12 protein-coding genes are annotated in these 18103 nt (G+C 68.4%); 5 read left to right on the top strand and 7 right to left on the bottom strand.

The features are described from left to right. Positions 1-114: 114 nt before the first annotated feature. Positions 115-300: a hypothetical protein gene (locus tag N7925_RS32465; RefSeq protein WP_274345972.1), complete on the bottom strand. Its 186-nt coding sequence runs from the start codon at positions 298-300 to the stop codon at positions 115-117. Positions 301-530: 230 nt separating this feature from the next. Between N7925_RS32465 and N7925_RS32460 the strand changes: the two genes are divergently transcribed. Beyond that, positions 531-956, top strand: coding sequence for a hypothetical protein (locus tag N7925_RS32460; protein ID WP_274345971.1), 426 nt, complete (start codon positions 531-533; stop codon positions 954-956). A 177-nt stretch (positions 957-1133) separates the two neighbouring features. Here the strand turns inward: N7925_RS32460 and N7925_RS32455 are convergent, their stop codons facing one another. The 6 genes from N7925_RS32455 to N7925_RS32430 form a co-directional block, all read right to left on the bottom strand. Further along, on the bottom strand, positions 1134-5351 hold the full coding sequence (locus N7925_RS32455) for a Z1 domain-containing protein (protein ID WP_274345970.1): 4218 nt from the start codon (positions 5349-5351) through the stop codon (positions 1134-1136). Between the two features lie 25 nt (positions 5352-5376). Continuing rightward, on the bottom strand, positions 5377-6303 hold the full coding sequence (locus tag N7925_RS32450; RefSeq protein WP_274345969.1) for an AAA family ATPase: 927 nt from the start codon (positions 6301-6303) through the stop codon (positions 5377-5379). Next, the gene (locus N7925_RS32445) at positions 6300-8369 is read right to left on the bottom strand and encodes a hypothetical protein (RefSeq protein WP_274345968.1); all 2070 of its coding nucleotides are present in this window, start codon (positions 8367-8369) and stop codon (positions 6300-6302) included. The genes N7925_RS32450 and N7925_RS32445 overlap by 4 nt, the downstream gene beginning before the upstream one ends. Then, positions 8366-9328 (bottom strand): alpha/beta hydrolase, encoded by a 963-nt coding sequence (locus N7925_RS32440; RefSeq protein WP_274345967.1) that lies wholly within the window; start codon positions 9326-9328, stop codon positions 8366-8368. Before N7925_RS32440 ends, N7925_RS32445 begins: the two co-directional genes overlap by 4 nt. A gap of 193 nt (positions 9329-9521) precedes the next feature. Then, on the bottom strand, positions 9522-10352 hold the full coding sequence (locus N7925_RS32435; protein WP_274345966.1) for a PIN domain-containing protein: 831 nt from the start codon (positions 10350-10352) through the stop codon (positions 9522-9524). A 227-nt stretch (positions 10353-10579) separates the two neighbouring features. Continuing rightward, positions 10580-10771, bottom strand: coding sequence for a hypothetical protein (locus N7925_RS32430; protein WP_274345965.1), 192 nt, complete (start codon positions 10769-10771; stop codon positions 10580-10582). Between the two features lie 145 nt (positions 10772-10916). Between N7925_RS32430 and N7925_RS32425 the strand changes: the two genes are divergently transcribed. The 4 genes from N7925_RS32425 (at position 10917) to N7925_RS32410 (ending at position 18036) form a co-directional block, all read left to right on the top strand. Continuing rightward, positions 10917-12080: a hypothetical protein gene (locus N7925_RS32425; RefSeq protein WP_274345964.1), complete on the top strand. Its 1164-nt coding sequence runs from the start codon at positions 10917-10919 to the stop codon at positions 12078-12080. 7 nt (positions 12081-12087) lie between these two features. Beyond that, positions 12088-12489, top strand: a complete 402-nt coding sequence (locus tag N7925_RS32420) for a hypothetical protein (RefSeq protein WP_274345963.1) — start codon at positions 12088-12090, stop codon at positions 12487-12489. A 178-nt stretch (positions 12490-12667) separates the two neighbouring features. Further along, entirely contained in the window at positions 12668-13684 is a 1017-nt protein-coding gene (locus N7925_RS32415) for a hypothetical protein (protein WP_274345962.1), read from the top strand. Between the two features lie 809 nt (positions 13685-14493). Next, complete coding sequence (locus N7925_RS32410) at positions 14494-18036, top strand: hypothetical protein (protein WP_274345961.1); 3543 nt, start codon at positions 14494-14496, stop codon at positions 18034-18036. Positions 18037-18103: the final 67 nt, after the last annotated feature.

The following is an 18103-nucleotide window of genomic DNA, read 5'->3' as shown; positions in this document are numbered from 1 at the left end:
GTACCCGATCGCGCCCACCGCATCTTGCGTTATCGGCAAGCCGTAGAGGTTACCGAATTTGAACTCGTGATGTCGGTGGTGTCGCAGAGCTGGCTGAGCGATGGTCGTTCGGGATCAAGAGCGTGTCTGCAGCCAGTGACGCGCGGCGGCGAATGTCACTTCGATGTCGTCGTTCCATGAACAGACTTCCAGCCACGACAGGTAGCCGTCCTGGGTGAAAACCCGGACCTCGCCGGCTTCGGTGCCGAGCTGCCCTTCGGCCGCCACGACCGTGCTGGGGCCGGTGGGCGCAGGATCCACCTTGCTGGTGTCGAGTGCGAAGTAGGCAGTGCCGCACCTGCATGGGCCAAGCCCGTAACTCGCGACTTGCGCACGTCAGCCTCCTGCTGGCGAGCCCCGCCACGGGCTCAAGCCTTGCGACTTACGTACTTACATTCACAGAAGACGTACAGACGTACTTCGCCCTGCGAGTGAGGCGAAGTCAGCTGATTGGCTGACAGGTGCGGGATGTGTCCGGTAGATGTGTGCGCGTGACTGACTTGACGCCCGAGGACGACGAGCCCACCTCCTTCGGTCAGAAGACGAAGGACTGGTACAAGAAGCACGAGCCGAAGATCCATGTCGCCTTCGGCGTGACTCTGGCCGTAGGCCTAGTCATCGGCGCCCATCTCTACCTGAGCAAGGACGGCGAGGAGTGCGAATCCGGGGACATCGAGGACTCCCTCGAGCATGAGTCCGGCAGTGAGCCCACGGAGCCGCGTCAGTCCTCCCTCGACCCAGACCGCGACCCCTTCCTTCGGAGGCTCCCTCCTGGGCATCGGGCCAGCGATGCAGCAAAGGCGAGGTACAGAGAGCTGACGGGCAACGAGCTCCCGTCCGGTTACACCGTGGTTCGCCGATGGATGTACCTGGACGACGCCTCGGAGGAAGAGGACGTCGGCAAAGCCGCGGCCTGAGCGCCTCCCGTTCCTGTGCAGGCCCGGCGGAGCCGCTGCAGAACGCCTCTGCCACCGCTGACCTTCGGATATGCAGCCCGAGGGGAGGCGTGGGCCTCGGTCGACCCTGAAACCGCGACAGAACCCACTATTCATACGCAAAATGGGCCCGCACCCTATATCCATTCGTGTGCCCGGTCAGCTGCCGCCAGGCTTCTCGGGACGCACACCGGCCCCTGGCTCGGGGGACGTCGGCGACACCGGAAAAGCGACGGCGATCCCTACCAGGGGGCTGCCGGCCTCCTTCGCATGGTCCTGGAACGGATGGCGGACCAGGTAGATGGACAGCAAAGCCTGATCGGGACGCCGTACGGCGTTCACCGCCGGACGGGAGGGCAACATGGGCACGCGGGCCGCGCCCGCTCCCGGCTCCTCGCCGATCACGGCGGCGCGGGTCGCGTCGAGCGCGGCGGCGTACTGGTCCTCGTCGAGGTCCACGAGTTCGTTTCTCGGGTTGGACAGCCGTCGGACCGCGAACGTCTCCCCGGTGAAGGGTGCGACGCGCCTGCGGACGACCAGCCCGATGCGATGGCCGGCCACCTCGGTCGTACTGGCTGCCCTCGACGGGCTCACCAACTGGACCGTCCACTGCCTCAGCTCGCCCTGGGCCACGCATCGACGGATGTAGGCGCGGAGCCGGTCCATGCGCCCGGTCAGCCGGGGGGAGGCTGGCCGGTAGACATCGAAGAACCGCTCCAGAACCGTCTCGGGCCGAACGCCACTCCACACGAGGTTCCCGTCGGCGTGGGCCTTCTGGGCTACACCGCGTCCCCCGAGGTGCTGGACGAAGCGCTCCAGCTCCCGCAGGTTTTCATCAAGCGCCTCCGGTGCGAGTGTGAAGCGCAGTGTCTCGCATGACATACCGGACAGGTTCTGCGGCTCCGTCCCCACCGGCGGCAGGTCGTGGTCCGCAGAAACGCTCCGCGAGACGCGGGCGGGATGCAGCCGCAGTGCCACCTCCCGGGGGGAAATGCCGAGCTCGGCCATCCCTCCTATCTCCTGGCGCTGGTCGTCGAGCATCGCCGTCAGACGCTCCTGGGCGTCCAGGACCTCGCGGCCGGCGTAGAGGCGGCACAAGTCCGCGTAGGCGGTGCGACGTGCGAGCGACAGGGTGAACTGGCTCAGCGTGTCGTAGGTGGACGAGGATCTGAGGCAGTAGCTGATGGTGAGGCCTTCGAGGACGGTTCCCAGCCCCAGCTTGGTACCACCCACGGCCACGACACTCAGGCCGTTGTGGTCGTACTCGCGCCATCTGGGCAAGGTGAGAGAGCTACCGTTGACCGACATGACGGTGATCTTGCGGACGGCTGCGACCAGATGCCCGGCTACCTCGTCCCACGAGATCTGCGATGCGTCCGTGTCCGTGTCCGAGGAGGCTGCGCTCGTCGGGACGAAGTCCGTGCGCCACAAGCTTTCGAAGCCGGACATCAGGCGGCTCGCATGCGGACTGCCCGGCTCTCGGAGGCCGTCAGCGATCCGTCTGACGCGCTCGGCCACCTGGTCACGGACCTGTGCCTGCACGGCGACGAACCGGCTGACCGACACCAGCATGGAGTTGTGCGCCCGAGTCTGCCCCCGCGCCCTGCGCACTGCACAGGCCAGCACGAACGCGTCGATCGCGGAGTACAGGGAGTCCGGCAGTGCGGGAGAGGGCACGTGACCGGAACGGTGTCCTGCGGGCAGCCAGGCTTCCTCGTCCGTCACCAGGCGGACGAGAGGAAGTCGCTCTTCGGCTCCGGCATGGTCCGGCGGTAGCGGAATGCTGTAGATGAAGTCCGGGACCAGGTGCGAGAGCGCCCGGATGGGCGCGATGGTGAAGCCGACATAGGCGGACCTCGAAGCGCCGCTCAGCAGACGGTCGACCCTCGCGTCCAGCGCGGAAGGGGGCTTCCGTGCCCCCGTTCCGCCGCTCGTCGTGTCGATGACCAGCAGCGGGGCGTCCGGAGAGGACGCCCCGTACTCCAGCCAACGGTAGAGCCCGTCGACGACCCGCTGGTTCCTCTTGATCACGAAGACGCGTGGGAAGGGGTCCGGTGGGGTAATCCACCGCAAGGCTCTGGCCAACGAGAAGTCACCGTGCTCGGTGCTGTCGGTCATGGAGAGGACGGGGAGGCGGCGCGAGTTCGACGGGGCGCCCGCACCGATGGCCGCGTGCCCGTCCGCGGAGGCCGTGAACGCGCTGTCGAAGCCCAGCAGCCCCTCGTCCACCTGCCTCTGCAGCTGAGCTCGCTCGGCATTGCTCGGACCGGCGATGATGACGATCTTCAGGTAGCCGGCATCGACCGCCTTGGCCGCGAGACCGATCACGGTCGTGACCGTGCCGGAGCCGAGGTGATCGATGGCCAGACCCGAGCGCCGCCAGTGCCCGGGACGGAGCGGGTCCTCGAGCCTGGACAGGAGGGCGTCCGTGACCATGTCGAGCCGGTGGACCACGTTTGCGGGGAAGAACCGCCCTCGGTCCAGGAAGGCTCGGTAGCGCTCCCAGAAGTGCCGCTCCCTCGCGAACTCGCCGTGCCGGTACCACGGCTCGTGCCCCTGAGGGTCTTCCCACGTGACGGCGGGTGCGAACTGGGCGACCGCGGCCTCTAGTTGCCGGAGCAAGGCGGACCGGTCGCCCACCATGCCCTGCTTGGCAAGCATGCCGAGAACCATGTCCGCGGCCCGGACGACTTCCTCGTGAACCACGGACCGACCCTGGGGCAGAAGAGCCAGCGCCAGTCGCAGGGCGTGCTCGGCGCCCAGGGGCGCAGCGGAATCGGTGATCTCCCGGCGGCCCGGGGAGCGAGGTGGCGTCGGCACCCCGAGGAGTTCCAGCGTCCGCGCCAGGGCCGTCCCGGCCGACGCCGCCTCCGCGGCGAGTTCTTCCGTGCCGTCCGCTCCGCCCGCCACCGCCGAGAGCCGTTCCCCGCTGTTCCGGCCGGAGGCGATGTGACGTCCCAGCACCTGGCTCAGCAGCAGCACCTCGTGCTCGGTCAGCTCCTGTTCCAGACGCTCTCGTACCCGCGGCGCCGGCTGCATGACCACACGCCCCGTGGGCCCCGTGGTCAGCTCGTACAGGCCGGAGCCGAGCAACTCCGCGAGATCCTCCGTCGTCGCCTCCGGGACCAGTTCACGGCGGAGTACGTGCAGGAGATGCAGGCTCAGTCCGCCGAAGGAGCAGGAGAGCACCGCCAGTCGCGCAGCGGCGGGGGCTGCCGTGCGCAGAAATCCCTCCGTGCGTTCTTCGGGGGTTCTCGGCGTCGGGGGCCGGAAGGGGCCCAGCGGATTCAGGCGGTCGCCGGGTGAGATCAATGCCGCGGAGCAGCCGTCGGGCGCCGCGAGCATCACCGCCCGCGCCCACCGTCCGAGGGAGTACGGCGAGAGGGACAGGACAGGCAGTGCGAACCAGGAGTCGCGGTCGGTGACTTCCGCGCTGCGCGCCAGCAGAGGAGGCACCCGGAAGGCGAACCCCGTGTTGGAGGCGCCGGGGACGTCCAGGGACGCCCGGACGGTGGGCAGGTCGAGCCCGGTGCGGCGCCACAGTTTGGGCGGTAGCGGATTGAGCAGGGCGACGGGTTCGTGCTGCGCCCACGCCCGCAGCTGCTGCCAGATCTCTGGTCGCCGCCAGGCCGGATCGGTACAGTCCGAAATCACGATGACCAGGCGCCGCCCGTCGGGGGAACGCAGCTGTCCCGCCGATGTCGGCTGCCCCCGGCGGTCGGTGAGTTCGATTCCGGAATCCGGGTGAAGGGCGAGGTCACGGACCTGGAGCGTACGAAAAGCGCCGAGTCGGTCGAGCAGGTCGGCGAGGGCGTCGGCGGTCTCCCGCCACACCTGCATCGAGGCTGAGCGGTCGACGACGAGTACCAGGTCGAACCAGCGCTCGGGAGCGGGCGCGAAGGCCGGGATCAGCTCCCCGCTGCGGGCGTAACCGTCCACGGTCGCGTCCAGGTCGAGCACGTGCCTTCGTCCCGCTCGCCACGACCGCTTCCACGGACGCAGCGCTCGCGTCAGCTCCAGCGCGAAGGGCAGCGCTGTGGCCCCGGGGACGGCTACCGCGTGGCCGGCGACGCGTCCGGAGGACTCCGGCAGCCGTTCGTGCAGCGGACGGGCCGACTGGTCGTCGTCCGGCTCGGTCGGACGGGTGCGCGGCTCGGCCACCTCGCCGCGCGGGGCGGGAACGTCCAGTGCCGCGGGCGGCGGCTCCTCCGCGGCGGGCTCGACAACGGCGCTGCCGGATCCGGGAGGGTCCGACGCGGCCATGCGGGAAGCCAACCAGAGTGCCTCGACGAGCGCCGTCGCATCAAGCTCGGGAGCCGCGGTGCCGAGCGCTGTCACGACCCGGTCCAGACCGCCGGTCGCAAACTTCGGAGGCATGGGGTGTTCCGTGGGCGAGTAGTCCTCAGGCACCGGTCAGCTCACGCAGGATCAGATCCCTGACGTCCTGCGCGGCATCACCCTCCGGAGCCTGGGCGCTGGTCAGCACGTGCACGGCGTTCAGTAGCTGGTCGACGGCCAAGCTCTCGCCCGCCCGAAGCCGTGCCACGAACGACAGGACCAGCGAGTCCACCGGGCCGGAGGGCTCCACGTCCGCCCCGAAGTGGGCTGCCACGACCCGGCGCAGGGACTCGGCGTCGGGCACCGGCATGGTGTAGCGGATGCAGCGCCTCAGGAAGGCGGCGGGGAAGTCGCGCTCGCCGTTGCTCGTCAGCACGACGAAGGGGAAGTTGCTGCACTGCACGCGCCCCCGGGCGATCGGGTGGCAGTCGTCGCCGTCCCATTCGCGTACCTCGACGACGTCCTCCCGGTAGCGCGCCAGCTCCGGGATCTCGAACTCGCCGTACTCCAGTACCTCCAGGAGGTCACTGGGCAGATCGAGGTCACCCTTGTCGATCTCATCGATGAGCAGCGCGCGGGGCCGCTCCGATGGCAGCAGGGCAGTACCCAACGGCCCGAGCCGTACGAAGGGAGCGATGTCGTCATCGGAGTCGCCCGCCAGGCGCTGTGCGTGGATCCGGCCCAGGGCGTCGTAGCGGTAGAGGGCGTCCACCAGGGTGCTGCGGGAGGTGATGTGCCAGCGCAGCGGAGCACCGAGCCCCACCTCGGCCGCCACCTGCTTGATCACGGACGACTTGCCCGAACCCGGGGCACCGGTCAGCAGCAGCGGGCGGCGAAGGGCAAGCGCGGCGTTCACCGCTTCGACCAGCCGGGGCGGGGGCTGGAACCGCTCGGGCTTCGCGTCCCGGGGGAAGGTGCGCCAGGGCGGCGGAGCACCGAGATCCACGTTCCGGGGGGTGCCGTCGCCCAGGTAGAAGGGAGTCCAGGTCATGATGCTTTCTCTCCGTCGAAGGAACGGGTCTCGAACCAGTCGCAGAAGTCCAGCCACTGCTCGTCGAGCCACACGGACCGCAGGCGGGCGAGGTCCGTGTGGCCGTCCACAAGATCCGGCTGCCCGGCTGCCTGGCGCCAGGCAGCCCGGTAGGCAACGCTGAATTCCCCGGGGAGCTGTTCCCAACACCGTTCCAAGCTGTCCCGCGAGGCCGCGGGAAGGTCTCCTGGGCCGTCCGGCCAGAGGATGATGGGGGCGGAGGCGAGCAGGAGTTCCAGGAGCTCCGCGAGCCGTTCCGGTCGGTGGCTCAGCGCCAGGGCACGCTCGTACCAGCCGTCGCCGATGCACCCCATCAGTTCGTAGAGTTCGTTGGTCTCTGTCTTGCCGAGCCAGCTCACCGGTGCTCCGCCGGATTTCATCGCGGCGAGTTGCTGCCGGGCGAACTCGTTGATCAGTCCGAGGTGAGCGGGCAGGGACAACCTGTCGCTCCACCGCAGGACGAGGTCGTAGTGGAGGCCCAGTCGGGGGCCGAGTCTGGTCTCCTCCGGGCGCCAGGAGGCGAGCAGCGCGGCGGGCGCGGCGATGTCGATGCATCTGAGCCTGAACCCCGTGTTCCGGGCGTTCACGGTCGCCCACTTCAGCACGGCGCCCAACTGCCGCTCGACCCCGGACTGCGTCGGAGTGCAAACGAAGTCCTTGCGATCCACAGGCGTGTCGCCGTCGAGAAGCCAGGCCAGCAGGGTCTCGGGCCACTCATCGGCGACGGCCGCGTGCAGGCTGATCACCAGCCGCAGCCGGTGCTCGGCGGCCCGCTGCTCCTGCGCGGCGAACGCGTCGGCGAGTTCCACGGCGGTGCCCCGGCCCCTCGCCCAGGCCGCCAGCCGGGGCGTGTCGCAAGCGAGACCGTCCTCCATGGCCAGCGCGGCGACGAAGTCGGTCAGGGGCGCCGTGGGGCTGCCCTTGACGAGCGGGACCCTCAGGCACAGCGACTCGACGCATTCTCGCAGCAGTTCATCGGCATCGGAGTCAGGCGCCGGTCGGCGCGCGGCAATCGCGTACGCACGCCGGATACGGTCCGACTGCAAGGGTTTGCCCGGCCAGCTCGACGAGAGGAACTCGCTGGTCCGCGCGGCGTCCATGAGCCGGTCGAGGACACGCAGGGCGTTGACCGTGTGCTGGTCGGCCGTCGCCGGGGCTGGCCCCAGGTACTCCAGCGTCCGGCGCAGGCGCCCGAGGTCACCCACCGTGGCGATCGGGAAGTCGACGACCGCCTCGCCGAACGGTTCGAGCGCTCGCCGCAGGTCCTCGTCTCCCAGGGCGCGGAGCAGGCCTCCCGCTCTGATGATGTGCTGCGCGTTGCGCGCCAGCCAGGGCCGGGGCTGGTGGGACAGGCCGTCCACGATCACCAGTCGGGAGTCGGTGCCCGTCTCGCTGTCGACGGCCTCGCTCACGTCCGCCGGTGAAAGGAACTCCCCAGCGCCGGGAAGGCCCTCGCCCAGGATGCGTGAGAGCGCGCGGGTGTAGGCGAGACCGTAGGAGGACTCCGTGGCGCCCGCGGACATCAGGAGCGACAGCCTGGCGGCGCCCTGTCGGACGCCTCCGGCCAGCAGGTCGCCGTTCGGGATGGCCCCGCCCGCATGACAGGCGTCCACCACGGCCACCACCCCCTGCACGCCATGGACGTCCAAGGTCTGCCCGAGCAGATGCCCGACGTCCACCACGCTGGTCGACACATCCTCGCGGGAGTCGCTCGCCATGAAGGAGAGCTTGGGCACCTGACCGAGGTTGGTGCCGTGTCCCAGGAAGGCGAGGACCAGCACGGCCCCCGCTTCCCCGGCCCTTTCCGCCGCCGCCCGCACTGCCTTCTCGACGTCATCACGCTTGACGTCCACCCCGCAGAGCAGGGAAGGCGCCTCGGACGGGTCCTGCTCACAGCCACCCAACTGCGGGTCCAGGAGAGCTCGGTGAAGGGCTTCGGCAGTATCTTCCAGACCGGTGAGGAGGCCCATGGCGGGGCACTGCGGCGCGATCACCAGCAGCTGACGCGCCGGCGTTGTCCGTCTCATCCGTCGATGACCGCTTCGAGCGCTTCGACGAGCGGCCCCGCAACAGCCGGCTGCGCCAAGTACTTGGCCGCGGGGTGCACGTACAGTCCGTCGGAATCCACCCGCCGCGACACCGGGACCACCTGCGAGGCGTTCGGGGCGATGCACCGCTCCAACCCGGTCCCGCCCGTGACGAAGTCGTCGCGGTCCCAGAAGTTCAGCCAGCGGGAGACCCCCGCCGGAGTCCGCACCGGCTGGGGGCGCAGCCGGGGTTGCACGGCCGTGCGCATCCCCAGCGGCGATCCGAGCGTAACGAGCAGCGGCACATGGGCAGATTGTCGATGGAGGGTTTCGAACGCCACCACAGTCCCCAGGGAGTGCGCGACGACGACCGTGGGGCCGCCGGGGTCGATCTCCGCGGCTATCCGGGCGCGGATGCGCTGGTCGATACTCGTTCCCGCGTCGTCGACATGCTTGCGCGCCAAATACCACCTGACCTGGCGCAGGTCGCTCAGCATCGCCCCCGCGCTCACCCAGCCGCCCAGGGTGCGCAGCCCGGGAAGCGCGAAGAGCGCGTTCGCCGCGGCGGACAGCCGCCGCAGGATGTCGCCGACCCCCTGCTGCTCGCCGGTCGGGGCCAGCTTGTTCCTGGCCTGCCGGAGCAGCCGCGCCTCGCGGTCGTCCTCGGGGGCGGCCAGGCGCTCGTCGACAGCGTCGAGGAGCATCTCCTGCAGTGCCTCGTTCTCGGACGGATCGACGGGGGCCGCCGGTCCCCGCGCAGGAGCACCAGGGGCGGGAAAGAGGTCACCGTAAGAGGCGAACCGCAGGTCGACCGCCTCGCCGTCGAGCAGTTCGACGGCCCTTCGGGAGTGTCCGGCGGCACGCGCGCCGTCGGCGAGAGCGCGCAGCCATTCCTCCATGACGGCTTCGGCGTTGCGCGGCTTGCCAACACCGTGCACGAAGACCAGTCGCGGTCTCATCGAGCCTCCCCGGGCCACGAACTCGGCTCGCCCACAGGTGCCGTTGGGCGAACTGCGAGGATATCAACCGGACGTGCCCGGACGCCGCCGGACGCGATCGCTCCGTCGCCGCTGCCGACCGGCCGCCGCAGGGCATCGGCCACCCGGTCGGAACGTCGGGAGGGGTGCTGCCGTCGTCGCGGATGAGCAGTAGTCACCCCTTCTCCGGCTCCGAGCCCGTACCCGCATCCGTCCGCAGCTTCAGCACCGGCAAGTTCACCCACTTCGCCCGCATCGATATCCCCGTGTCATACGTGACCAATTGCACCGACCCGGCCGCGATCGTGTGCATTGCGAGGGCCCGGTCCACGATCTCGTCGTCCTCGTCCGGCAGCCGCACATGCCACGGGTTGTCGAAGAGCACCTCGACCTTCACCCGTCCCAGGCGCTCATCGCTATCCAGGAGCCGGTCCAGCACCGCGAGGCTGTACCCGGCCCGCCACCGGACCTGCTTGTCCCTCGATTCCTTCAGACGGTCCAGCTCGTCAACAACCACCATCGGCACCGTCACCCGAACCGCATCCGCCCCAGCGCCCGCAAGCACGAAGAAATCAGTGTCCTCCAGCTTCGTCTCATGTTTGATGAACACACTGGTGTCGAGGACAAGCACGGAAGTCATCGTCGGCCAACGCTGCATCTGCACCTGGAACGCATCCACCGCCGCACCCAGAGCGACTACGCGCCCCCTAACCTCGTTCGTAAGGAGCCCGTTCACCAACCGCTGCTGGTCAGAGCCTGCCAGATGCCCCACACCATCCAGCAGGGACTGATACACCCGAGTCCTGATCAGACGATCGATGTCGCTCGCACTGATCTGGCTGACCAGCATGCGCAGGGAGTCGTTGGCCCATTCCAGGTAAGCGAGAAGACGGCCGTAGGCCGAACTGTGGTGCTGCGATTCCAGGTTTCCCGCAGCGACAGAGACGGATCGCAGAGCGCTGAGCACGTTATCCCGGTGGGTTCCGGGTATCGGGGTGACGATCATCAGCGGATGATGTCAGGTCGACCCGCGCGCTGCAGGACTTTCTCGGCACCCCCACCCGACATCCGGGAGCACAGACCCGCTCTCCGGCTGCATGCATGCTCCGCAGTTGTCTAAGTTGCTGGCCCTCGACTCCACCAAGCTCCGTTAAGGCAACACCAGCCTATCCGGATGGCAAGGGCCGGGGGGCCGGACCTTGCCACAACCCCGCGGTCACTTCTCCGGCAGGGTCACAGGGGCCTGAGGACGAGGAGGTGGCAGTCGAGGATCTGGCGGGCTTCCCTCCGGCGGGAGCGGCGGGGGTGCAGCAGGGCGACTCCGACGATGACGACGTACACGGTGATCCAGATGTGCAGGACGGTGATCAGGACCCAGAGCAAGGGCCCGGTGGTCGGGAGCAGGGCGGTCAGTGCAGTGGGCATGGTTCCTCCTAATGTGCCGCCGGGCCGTGCGCTGCGGCGGTCCCCCCAGGTCACCAGGCCCGGTGCGCCCGGCCCGGGTAAAGATGGGGGGTCTCTAATTCCCGAAGGCACGGCCTCTTCCGACGGAAGTAGGTAGGTTCGCGGCATGTCTTCTCCTGGTCCGGTCTCCGCTGATCAGCAGCTCGTCGAGCACGCGCGTCAGCACGGTTTCGTGGTGTCAGCGAAGCAGCTTGCGTCGTGGCGGCGGGCGGGGCTGTTGCCGGAACACACGAAGCGGGCGCTGGGTCGCGGGCGCGGGAGCACGACGGTTCCGGACGACGAGGCATTCGGTCTGGTCGTGGCGCTCGCCCGGCTGGCGCGGAGGGGCGCTCGGCCCTCTCATCTGGCGCTGGCGCTGTTCGGCGAAGGGCACCCGGTGCCGGAGGAGACCGTACGCGACGCCTTCAGCAAGGCGGTCCGGGGCCTGGGCGCCGGGCTCGGCGAGGAAGGTCCGGAAGAGGGGGAGAACGAGGAGGAGTGGGCGGAGCGCGTCGCCGACGAGGTGGTCGCCTCGGGGCAGCGGGTGCGGCTCGTTCCCTCGCGGGTGCGTCGGATCGATGAGGGCATCGCCCGGTACATGCGTGACCGGGAGGTGGTGTGGCCCCCTCCCGAGCTGGCCGACCTGGACGCGAACCCGGAACCTCCGAGCCTGTCCGGCGGGGAGGTCACGGCTGCCGCGGTGACCACGGTGCTGCGTGGAGGTGCCGCCGTCACGCCGCAGGGGATCGGTGACGTGCTGCGGGCTGTGCAGCCGGCGGGGTGGGGCAACCCGGGGGCGTCGCTGGCCGAGTACACGGTCGATGACGTCCCTGATGCCGCCCAGGAGGTGTTCCTTCAGGACGGCGGGATGAGCACCGTTCCCGACGGTGACGTCCGCGGCGCCCTGGTGGGTGTGGCGGAGGCGGCCCCGCTGGAGGACCTGCGGGGAGCCTGGGAGGTGAGCGGGGCGACCCGCGAGTGGGCGCTGGACCTGTGCGCACGGGTCGAGGCGGAGCTCGAGGCCGACGAGCTGGGCGACGCGGCCCTCGCCTGGCTGATGGGCAGGGCCTTCGTGTCGGGGCTGGTGCTGATGGCCCAGGTGGGAGGCCGCCACTGGTCCCCCACGGACCGGGCGTCGGACTCTCTGATCCTGTTGATGATGCGGCGGTCGTTGCGCGACCTCGACGGCAAGGTGCCGGACTGCCAGTGGGAGCTGCTCGGATCCCCCGCCGTGCTGCCGGCCCCGCTGATCCCGTTTCTTCAGCCGCGGCATGCCTCCGAGATCCAGTAGGAGAATCATGATCCAGAGCCCTCGTGAGACCGTGGCGGCGGCCATGGCCGAAATGGCGGTGCTGCGTGCTCTCCAAGTGGCCGGTCGGCGCTTGCTCGCGCGGCGGAGCCGGGCGGTGCGGGGCCCTCTGCGGACCGTCCCTTCTTGGGAGCTGCATGTCCATCTGCCGGTTGGCGATACCGATCTGGCGCTGCTCCTGCGGGATGCGTGGGTCATCCCGGAGGCCGTCGGCCTGCCCTCGACCATGATCGAGGCACTGGATCAGCACGTGCGGATTCTGCTTGCCGCGGGGCTCGGGTACCGCCGGGACGACTTGTTCAAAACCTTGTCTCGTCTGCCGCTGGAAGAGCTGGTACCCCCTTGGGACGCGCCTGCGGGGACGGACGAGGCTCATGCCCCGAGCAAGTGATCCGGTGGAGCTGAGGGCGGCAGGCGTCCTGCGGTACTGCACGGGTGAGACCGTCGAACCGTATGACCACTGCCCCCGGTGCGGTGATTTCCATGAGGTGTGCGCGGACCCCAACGGGCGCTTCGACTTCATGTGCGGCGGTGATCGGGCGGTTGAGGTCACACAGGTGACCAGCAGCGTGGCTGAGCAGAACCGGCGCTCCTGGGAGCCGTACCTCAAGGAGCATGCGGTGCCCGAGCTAAATCTAGGCTGGCACGTAGTGTTCGAGAGCACGGCGAAGGCAACCTACGGGGGCCGCAAGGGGCACCCTCGTTTCAAGGATGCCCTGACCGTCATCAGCCCGGCCCTGGCCGAGCTGGAACGGCGGGGCGTGAACCGCTTCGGCCCCGGCACGGCCTGTATCGAGCGGCCATTCCATGAGGAGTCGTGCCCGTACGGCGTGCTGGGCGGTGCTGGGGTGGCCTTCGGTTGTTCAGTGCCCAGCGAGACGAGTACCGGCTACATCAGCGCAGGCCTGCTCACGGGGTACGACCAGATGCCGGCTTTCAACCCGGACCACTGGGCCGGGAAGGCCGAGAAGAACCGCCGCCAGGGAAAGCCCCCACCGCCCTCTCCCCTCCCGGAACCACTCCGGATGGGCCCGGTGCTGTGGTCGTTCGATCCGGACTTCCTCGCTTCACTGGAGAAGCGCCGGACCGAGGACGAACGGAAGTCGGCCGAGACGACGCGAGCCCTTTTCCCCGGTCGCCACACCGATGCTGAACTCGCCGAACTGGCCCGCCGAGACGTGAGCGAACGGATCACCCTCGCACGATCCCTGACCTGGCGGATCGCGCTCCCGGCGAACCCGCCGCCCATCGCTGACGCCGACGGCGGAACGGAACTGGTGGACTTGCTGGAAGTCGAGTTCGGGCTGCACGAGGACCTGGCCCTGAAGCTCAACGCGGCTTCAGACCGACCGCGCCGCGAGGTGTTCTTCTGGCTCACCTGGATGCGTTCCTCCGCATGGCACCGCCTCGCCGCTCCGGGCCTGCCGCCCTCGCGGTCTCCGAACGTACCGGCCGGCATCACCGGCCTCTGGGTCGGCTGCCTGCTGGACCAGACCCACGTCCTGCACTGGGACCACGACACCGGCTGGACGCGCCACCCGCTCCCGAACCCGCTGCCTGTACCCCGATTCCCCGGCTGCCCCTGACCAACGACATAACAGCACAGCGGCATTTCGGCCCCCTCATGGGCCGAGGTCGGACTGTGAGGAGGACCCGCTTTCCGCGGCTATAGGCACGATCCGCAGTTGTCTACGTTGCTAGCCCTCGACTCCGCGAAACTTTCTTAAGACAACTGTGAGCCTAGACCCTGAACTGTGCCTCGTAGGGCGCCTCGTCGTTCGGAACGAACAGCACGTGGACGCAGATGCCGCCGCGCCGACTAATGAAACAGTCGGTCAGACCCGGTTCACCTCTCAAGAAACCGGGCTTGTCTCGTTCCCCGAACAGCATCAGGGAGTGGATCATGAAACGCCATTCCCAATCTGGCGGCGCGGGGCCGGTCCGCAGGCAAGCCCCGTCGCCCTCAGAGGTTCGCACGTCCGTGACGACCTCGCCGGCGTGCACGGCCGCCCCGCTCTCGCAGGGACCACGCGCTCCCCCCGAAGGCACCGCCGCCTGCGAGCGGCTCACCCCTGCTCGAGCGGGGATGAGCCGCTCGCGGCGAACTCCGCGCCGGCAACGAAGATGTGGTCCCTGCGCCAGCGGTGGTTAGCTGCACTCGCCGCTCGCCGGCGGGCGGCCTGCTCGACGCGCTCGTACTCCTCAGGCTCGACGGAGAGGCCCTGCGGCCCCTTCTGGCCCGCAGGAAAAGCGGCGTCCAACTTCTGTCCCTCGTAGGCGAGATGAAGGAGCCACGCCCGTCAGCACTGACGCTCAAACGAGTCTGAGTGCTACTTCTGGAGTCAGCCTGGCTGTGGGCGCCCCGGAGAGTCCACTATGCCTAGAATATGGATTTGTGAATCTTCCAGCACGTGTCCGGCAGGCGCTTGGTGAAGCTGTGCATCCGGGAAAGTTTGAGCAGTGCGCCTGTGCCCTGCTGAAGTCTCGGTACCCGGGGCTGTCGGCGGTCGAGGAGGGCCACGACTTCGGCCGTGACGCAGATATTTACTTCCCCTTCGACGGAGACACCCTGGACGCGCGGGGACGTCTCATGGTCACGACGGGCGATCCTGTTGCCAACGTGCGCAACGGCCTGCGTCGGATGCAGGTGGAGGGACTGCGCGTCGATCTTGTGGTGGTGGCCTGTTCTAAGCCGGTCAACGGCCGTACCCGCAGGGCTCTCGACAAGCTGTGCTCGGACCGAGACCTGCCCCCTCCCCACATCTACGGCCAGGAATGGTTCGTTCCCGAGCTGGTGCAGGATGCAGCCTGGCGCAGGAGTCTGCTGGACATTGAGGGCCGGCTCGGAGCACTGCTCGATGAGCCGCTGACTCCACCGCTGGTCGCGTCTCCCCCGTCGCTGGTGGGCAGGGCAGACGAAACACAGGCCCTGGCCAGCGCGGTCGACGCCAGCCAGGACGTGGTGCTCGTCGGTGTTCCAGGGGTGGGCAAAACACGGTTGACCGGTCAGCTGGGCACCCGTGCGGTCTACCTTCAGCCCTCTGCTCTGGACCACCTCTACGACGACCTTCTGCTGACGAAACCGCACGCAGTGGTCGTCGACGACGCCCATGCCCATGCTGATTCGGTAAGTGCTCTCCGGCATGCGCGCCGTCAGACGGGCCTGTCGTTCTCCGTGGTGACCACGACTTGGCCGGACCGGCTTGAGAGGGTGCAGGAGTGGCTCCCCGGGGCCATGGTCATCGAGGTGGGCCTACTGGAGCGGCATCAGATGAACGAGCTGGTGGAGTCCGCAGGTGTCACCGGGTACCGGTCCCGGACCGCGGTGCTCAATCAGGCAGACGGTCGGCCGGGCTGGGCGCTGGCATTGTGCGAGTCGCTGGCTGGCGGTGAGGGCCAAGACGTTTTCAGTGGCAAGGCACATGTGGCGCAAGTCGAAAGATACTTGCGCGAGGCGACTGCCTCGCGCACGGTGCTGGACGCGCTGGCATGCGTGGCCGCTCTGGGGGGAGCATCGCCTGACACGCTGTACGCCCTCGCGTCTGTGGTCGGAGTGGCTCCGGCCGAGTTGTCGGGCATGGCGGAAGATCTTGCACACAACGGGCTGGTGGAGTGCCGCGCCGGTGTGTGGCACTTGCAGCCCGCCCTGTGCCCGGCATTGGTGGCCCGCTGGTTCTTCACTGCCCCGGTTCGGCGGCCGTGGGCAACTCTGGTGACCGCTTTCCCTGATCATGGGCTGGACTTGGCGGCTGCGGTGATGGTGGCGGCGGCGGCTGCTCCCTCCTCTCGGCAGGCGCGAGAGGAGGCTGAGCGGTGGGTTAGAGCGCTGCCGGTAGCCAGCATCTGGGACACCGGCACATTCGCCGTAGTCGCGAAGTACGCGAATCTGGATGTATCCGCAGCCGAGTTCGCAACGAACGCCGCCCTGTCCGTCCTGGCTGCTCTTCACGAGCCGGAAAGGGCAGTCGGGGTGAAGGCAGGCTTCCTCGGCGATGCTGCGGTCAACCAACTGGTGCAGAGCGCGCGTCAGTTCCTGCTGCCCGAAGCGATCGCGGGACTGCTGGCCATGGCCGTGGGTGACAACCCCCGCCGTCACTCCACACCACTACATCCGCTGCGCGTGCTCAGCGACTTGGCCGGTGTCATCGATCCTGACTTCGGCACGTCGCTGGAAATCCGCACACGTATATTGCGGACCGTACTCGCCTGGATTCGCGACCACTGCAGCAGCGATGAGCAGTGGTGTGTGGCGGGCGAGGCTCTGGCGGGCATCTTCAGTGTCGAGGTGTCGGGGAACTGGTCCGAGCCTGGGACGCACGACACGTACACCTTCGCTCGCGGAATCGATGCGGCGGATAATCTCGCCGGGCTGATCGGCCTGTGGGAACAGGTGGTCCCGCTTCTCACCAGTGATGAGGGCTTTGAGAACAGGGCGCCCTGCCCACCGCGCGCGCTGATCGCGCTGCTGGAGATGGCGCTGGGCTGGGTCCGTCTTGGGCTGGGCGTCTCCTCTCAGGAGGCCGTCTCAGCGGAGCAGACACGGTACGGTGCCGAGGGCGGCCGTCGCATCCTGGACACGCTATACCCGCTGCTGCAGCGCAGCGCAGGTACAGCGTTGCGTGCACATCGCGGGCTCGCCAGCATCCACGACCGTGCCCGTGAAGCCGGGTACGAGCTGCCTGTCTTCGATGTCGATCCCGATCTGCAGTCCTTCTGTGAATGGGGAAACGCCGACTTCATCTCTGACGTCGAGACCGCCACCGAGCAGGTCCACTCCCGAACGATGGCACTGGCGGGAAAACTGGTAGCCCTGGGCCCTGACGCGGGAGTGGCCCGTTTTCATAAACTGGCCGAGCAGGCAAGCCTGGTGGGCGAGGATGCCGGACATCTGACCGCTGTCCGCACGGGCGAGCTGATGACCGATCCGGAAGCCTGGTACCGGGCAGCATCCGCATTGGAGTGCCGCATGCTGCAGGGCGTCGCCCTGACACAGTGGCTCACGCTGACTCCGGACGCGATACCTCCGTCCATGCTGCAGGCCGCCCTCGAGGACACGCGCAGTCGGCCCGCCGCCATCAGCGCGGTCCTTGCGCGAAGCGTGGTGGACCGAGCTGGAGAGACGGTGATCGCTTCGCTGCGGGCCGAGGACGTTCCCTGGCTGGATAGGCTGTTCTGCCGCGAAGCGGACGACGTCATGCACCGGCTGCTTGTTCATGACGATCCGGCCGTCGCCGCAAGCGCGGCGGTCAGTTTCGCCGTGGGCACCGCGCATGGGCTCGCGCTTCCTGAGACCTGGCGGGCAGCTTGGCGCAGTGCTCTTGAGGGCATGCTCATCGACCGTCTTACCTCGCACAACCGGTGGAGGGCGGGCTACGTGCTTGCGTACGTGGCCGAGCACGATGCCGATACCTTCGAAAGATGGTTCGACCGACGGCTGCAGGACATGTCTGCCCAAGGCTGGTATTCCTCGCCTCTCCCCCATGGCAGCGAGGATCTCCTGGCTCTCCTGCCCCGCCCGCACAGGCTGCGGCTGGCTCTCCAGTGCATTGGTATGCCCCGTATCGGCCCCAGTGCTCTGGTCCCTCTGATCAATTCGGACGCCGAGCTGGCCAAAGAGCTGCTCGACGAGCACGCAGTCGATCCCGGCCGGCTGGTCACCTGCCTGGAGGAGCAGCGCAACACAGCCCTGGAAGAAATCGGTCCTCTGCTACTGGAGCGGGGAGTGTCCGCGCAGCAGATCGCAGCCGCCGCGGCCTCGTACAGTTCCTGGTCAGGTGACCGCTCACGCATACACCTGGAGCTCATCGACTACTTCACCGCTCTGGCCGATCGTGTCCCTGCGCTGCGGACGGTAGCCGCAGCCGGCTGCTCACAACAGCAGGCGTTGCTGCGCGAGGCAGAGGAGAGAGAACGCGACACACGCGTCCGTGGCTGGTAACGAGTTGGTGCGTAATAGCGGGTGGGCATGCTATATCGGGGAGAGGTATGGCTGACCGTTTGGTACT

Source organism: Streptomyces sp. CA-278952 (assembly GCF_028747205.1).
Classification (GTDB): domain Bacteria; phylum Actinomycetota; class Actinomycetes; order Streptomycetales; family Streptomycetaceae; genus Streptomyces.
The sequence above is the reverse complement of the archived record's forward strand: the minus strand, read 5'-3'. Positions and strand labels throughout refer to the sequence as shown.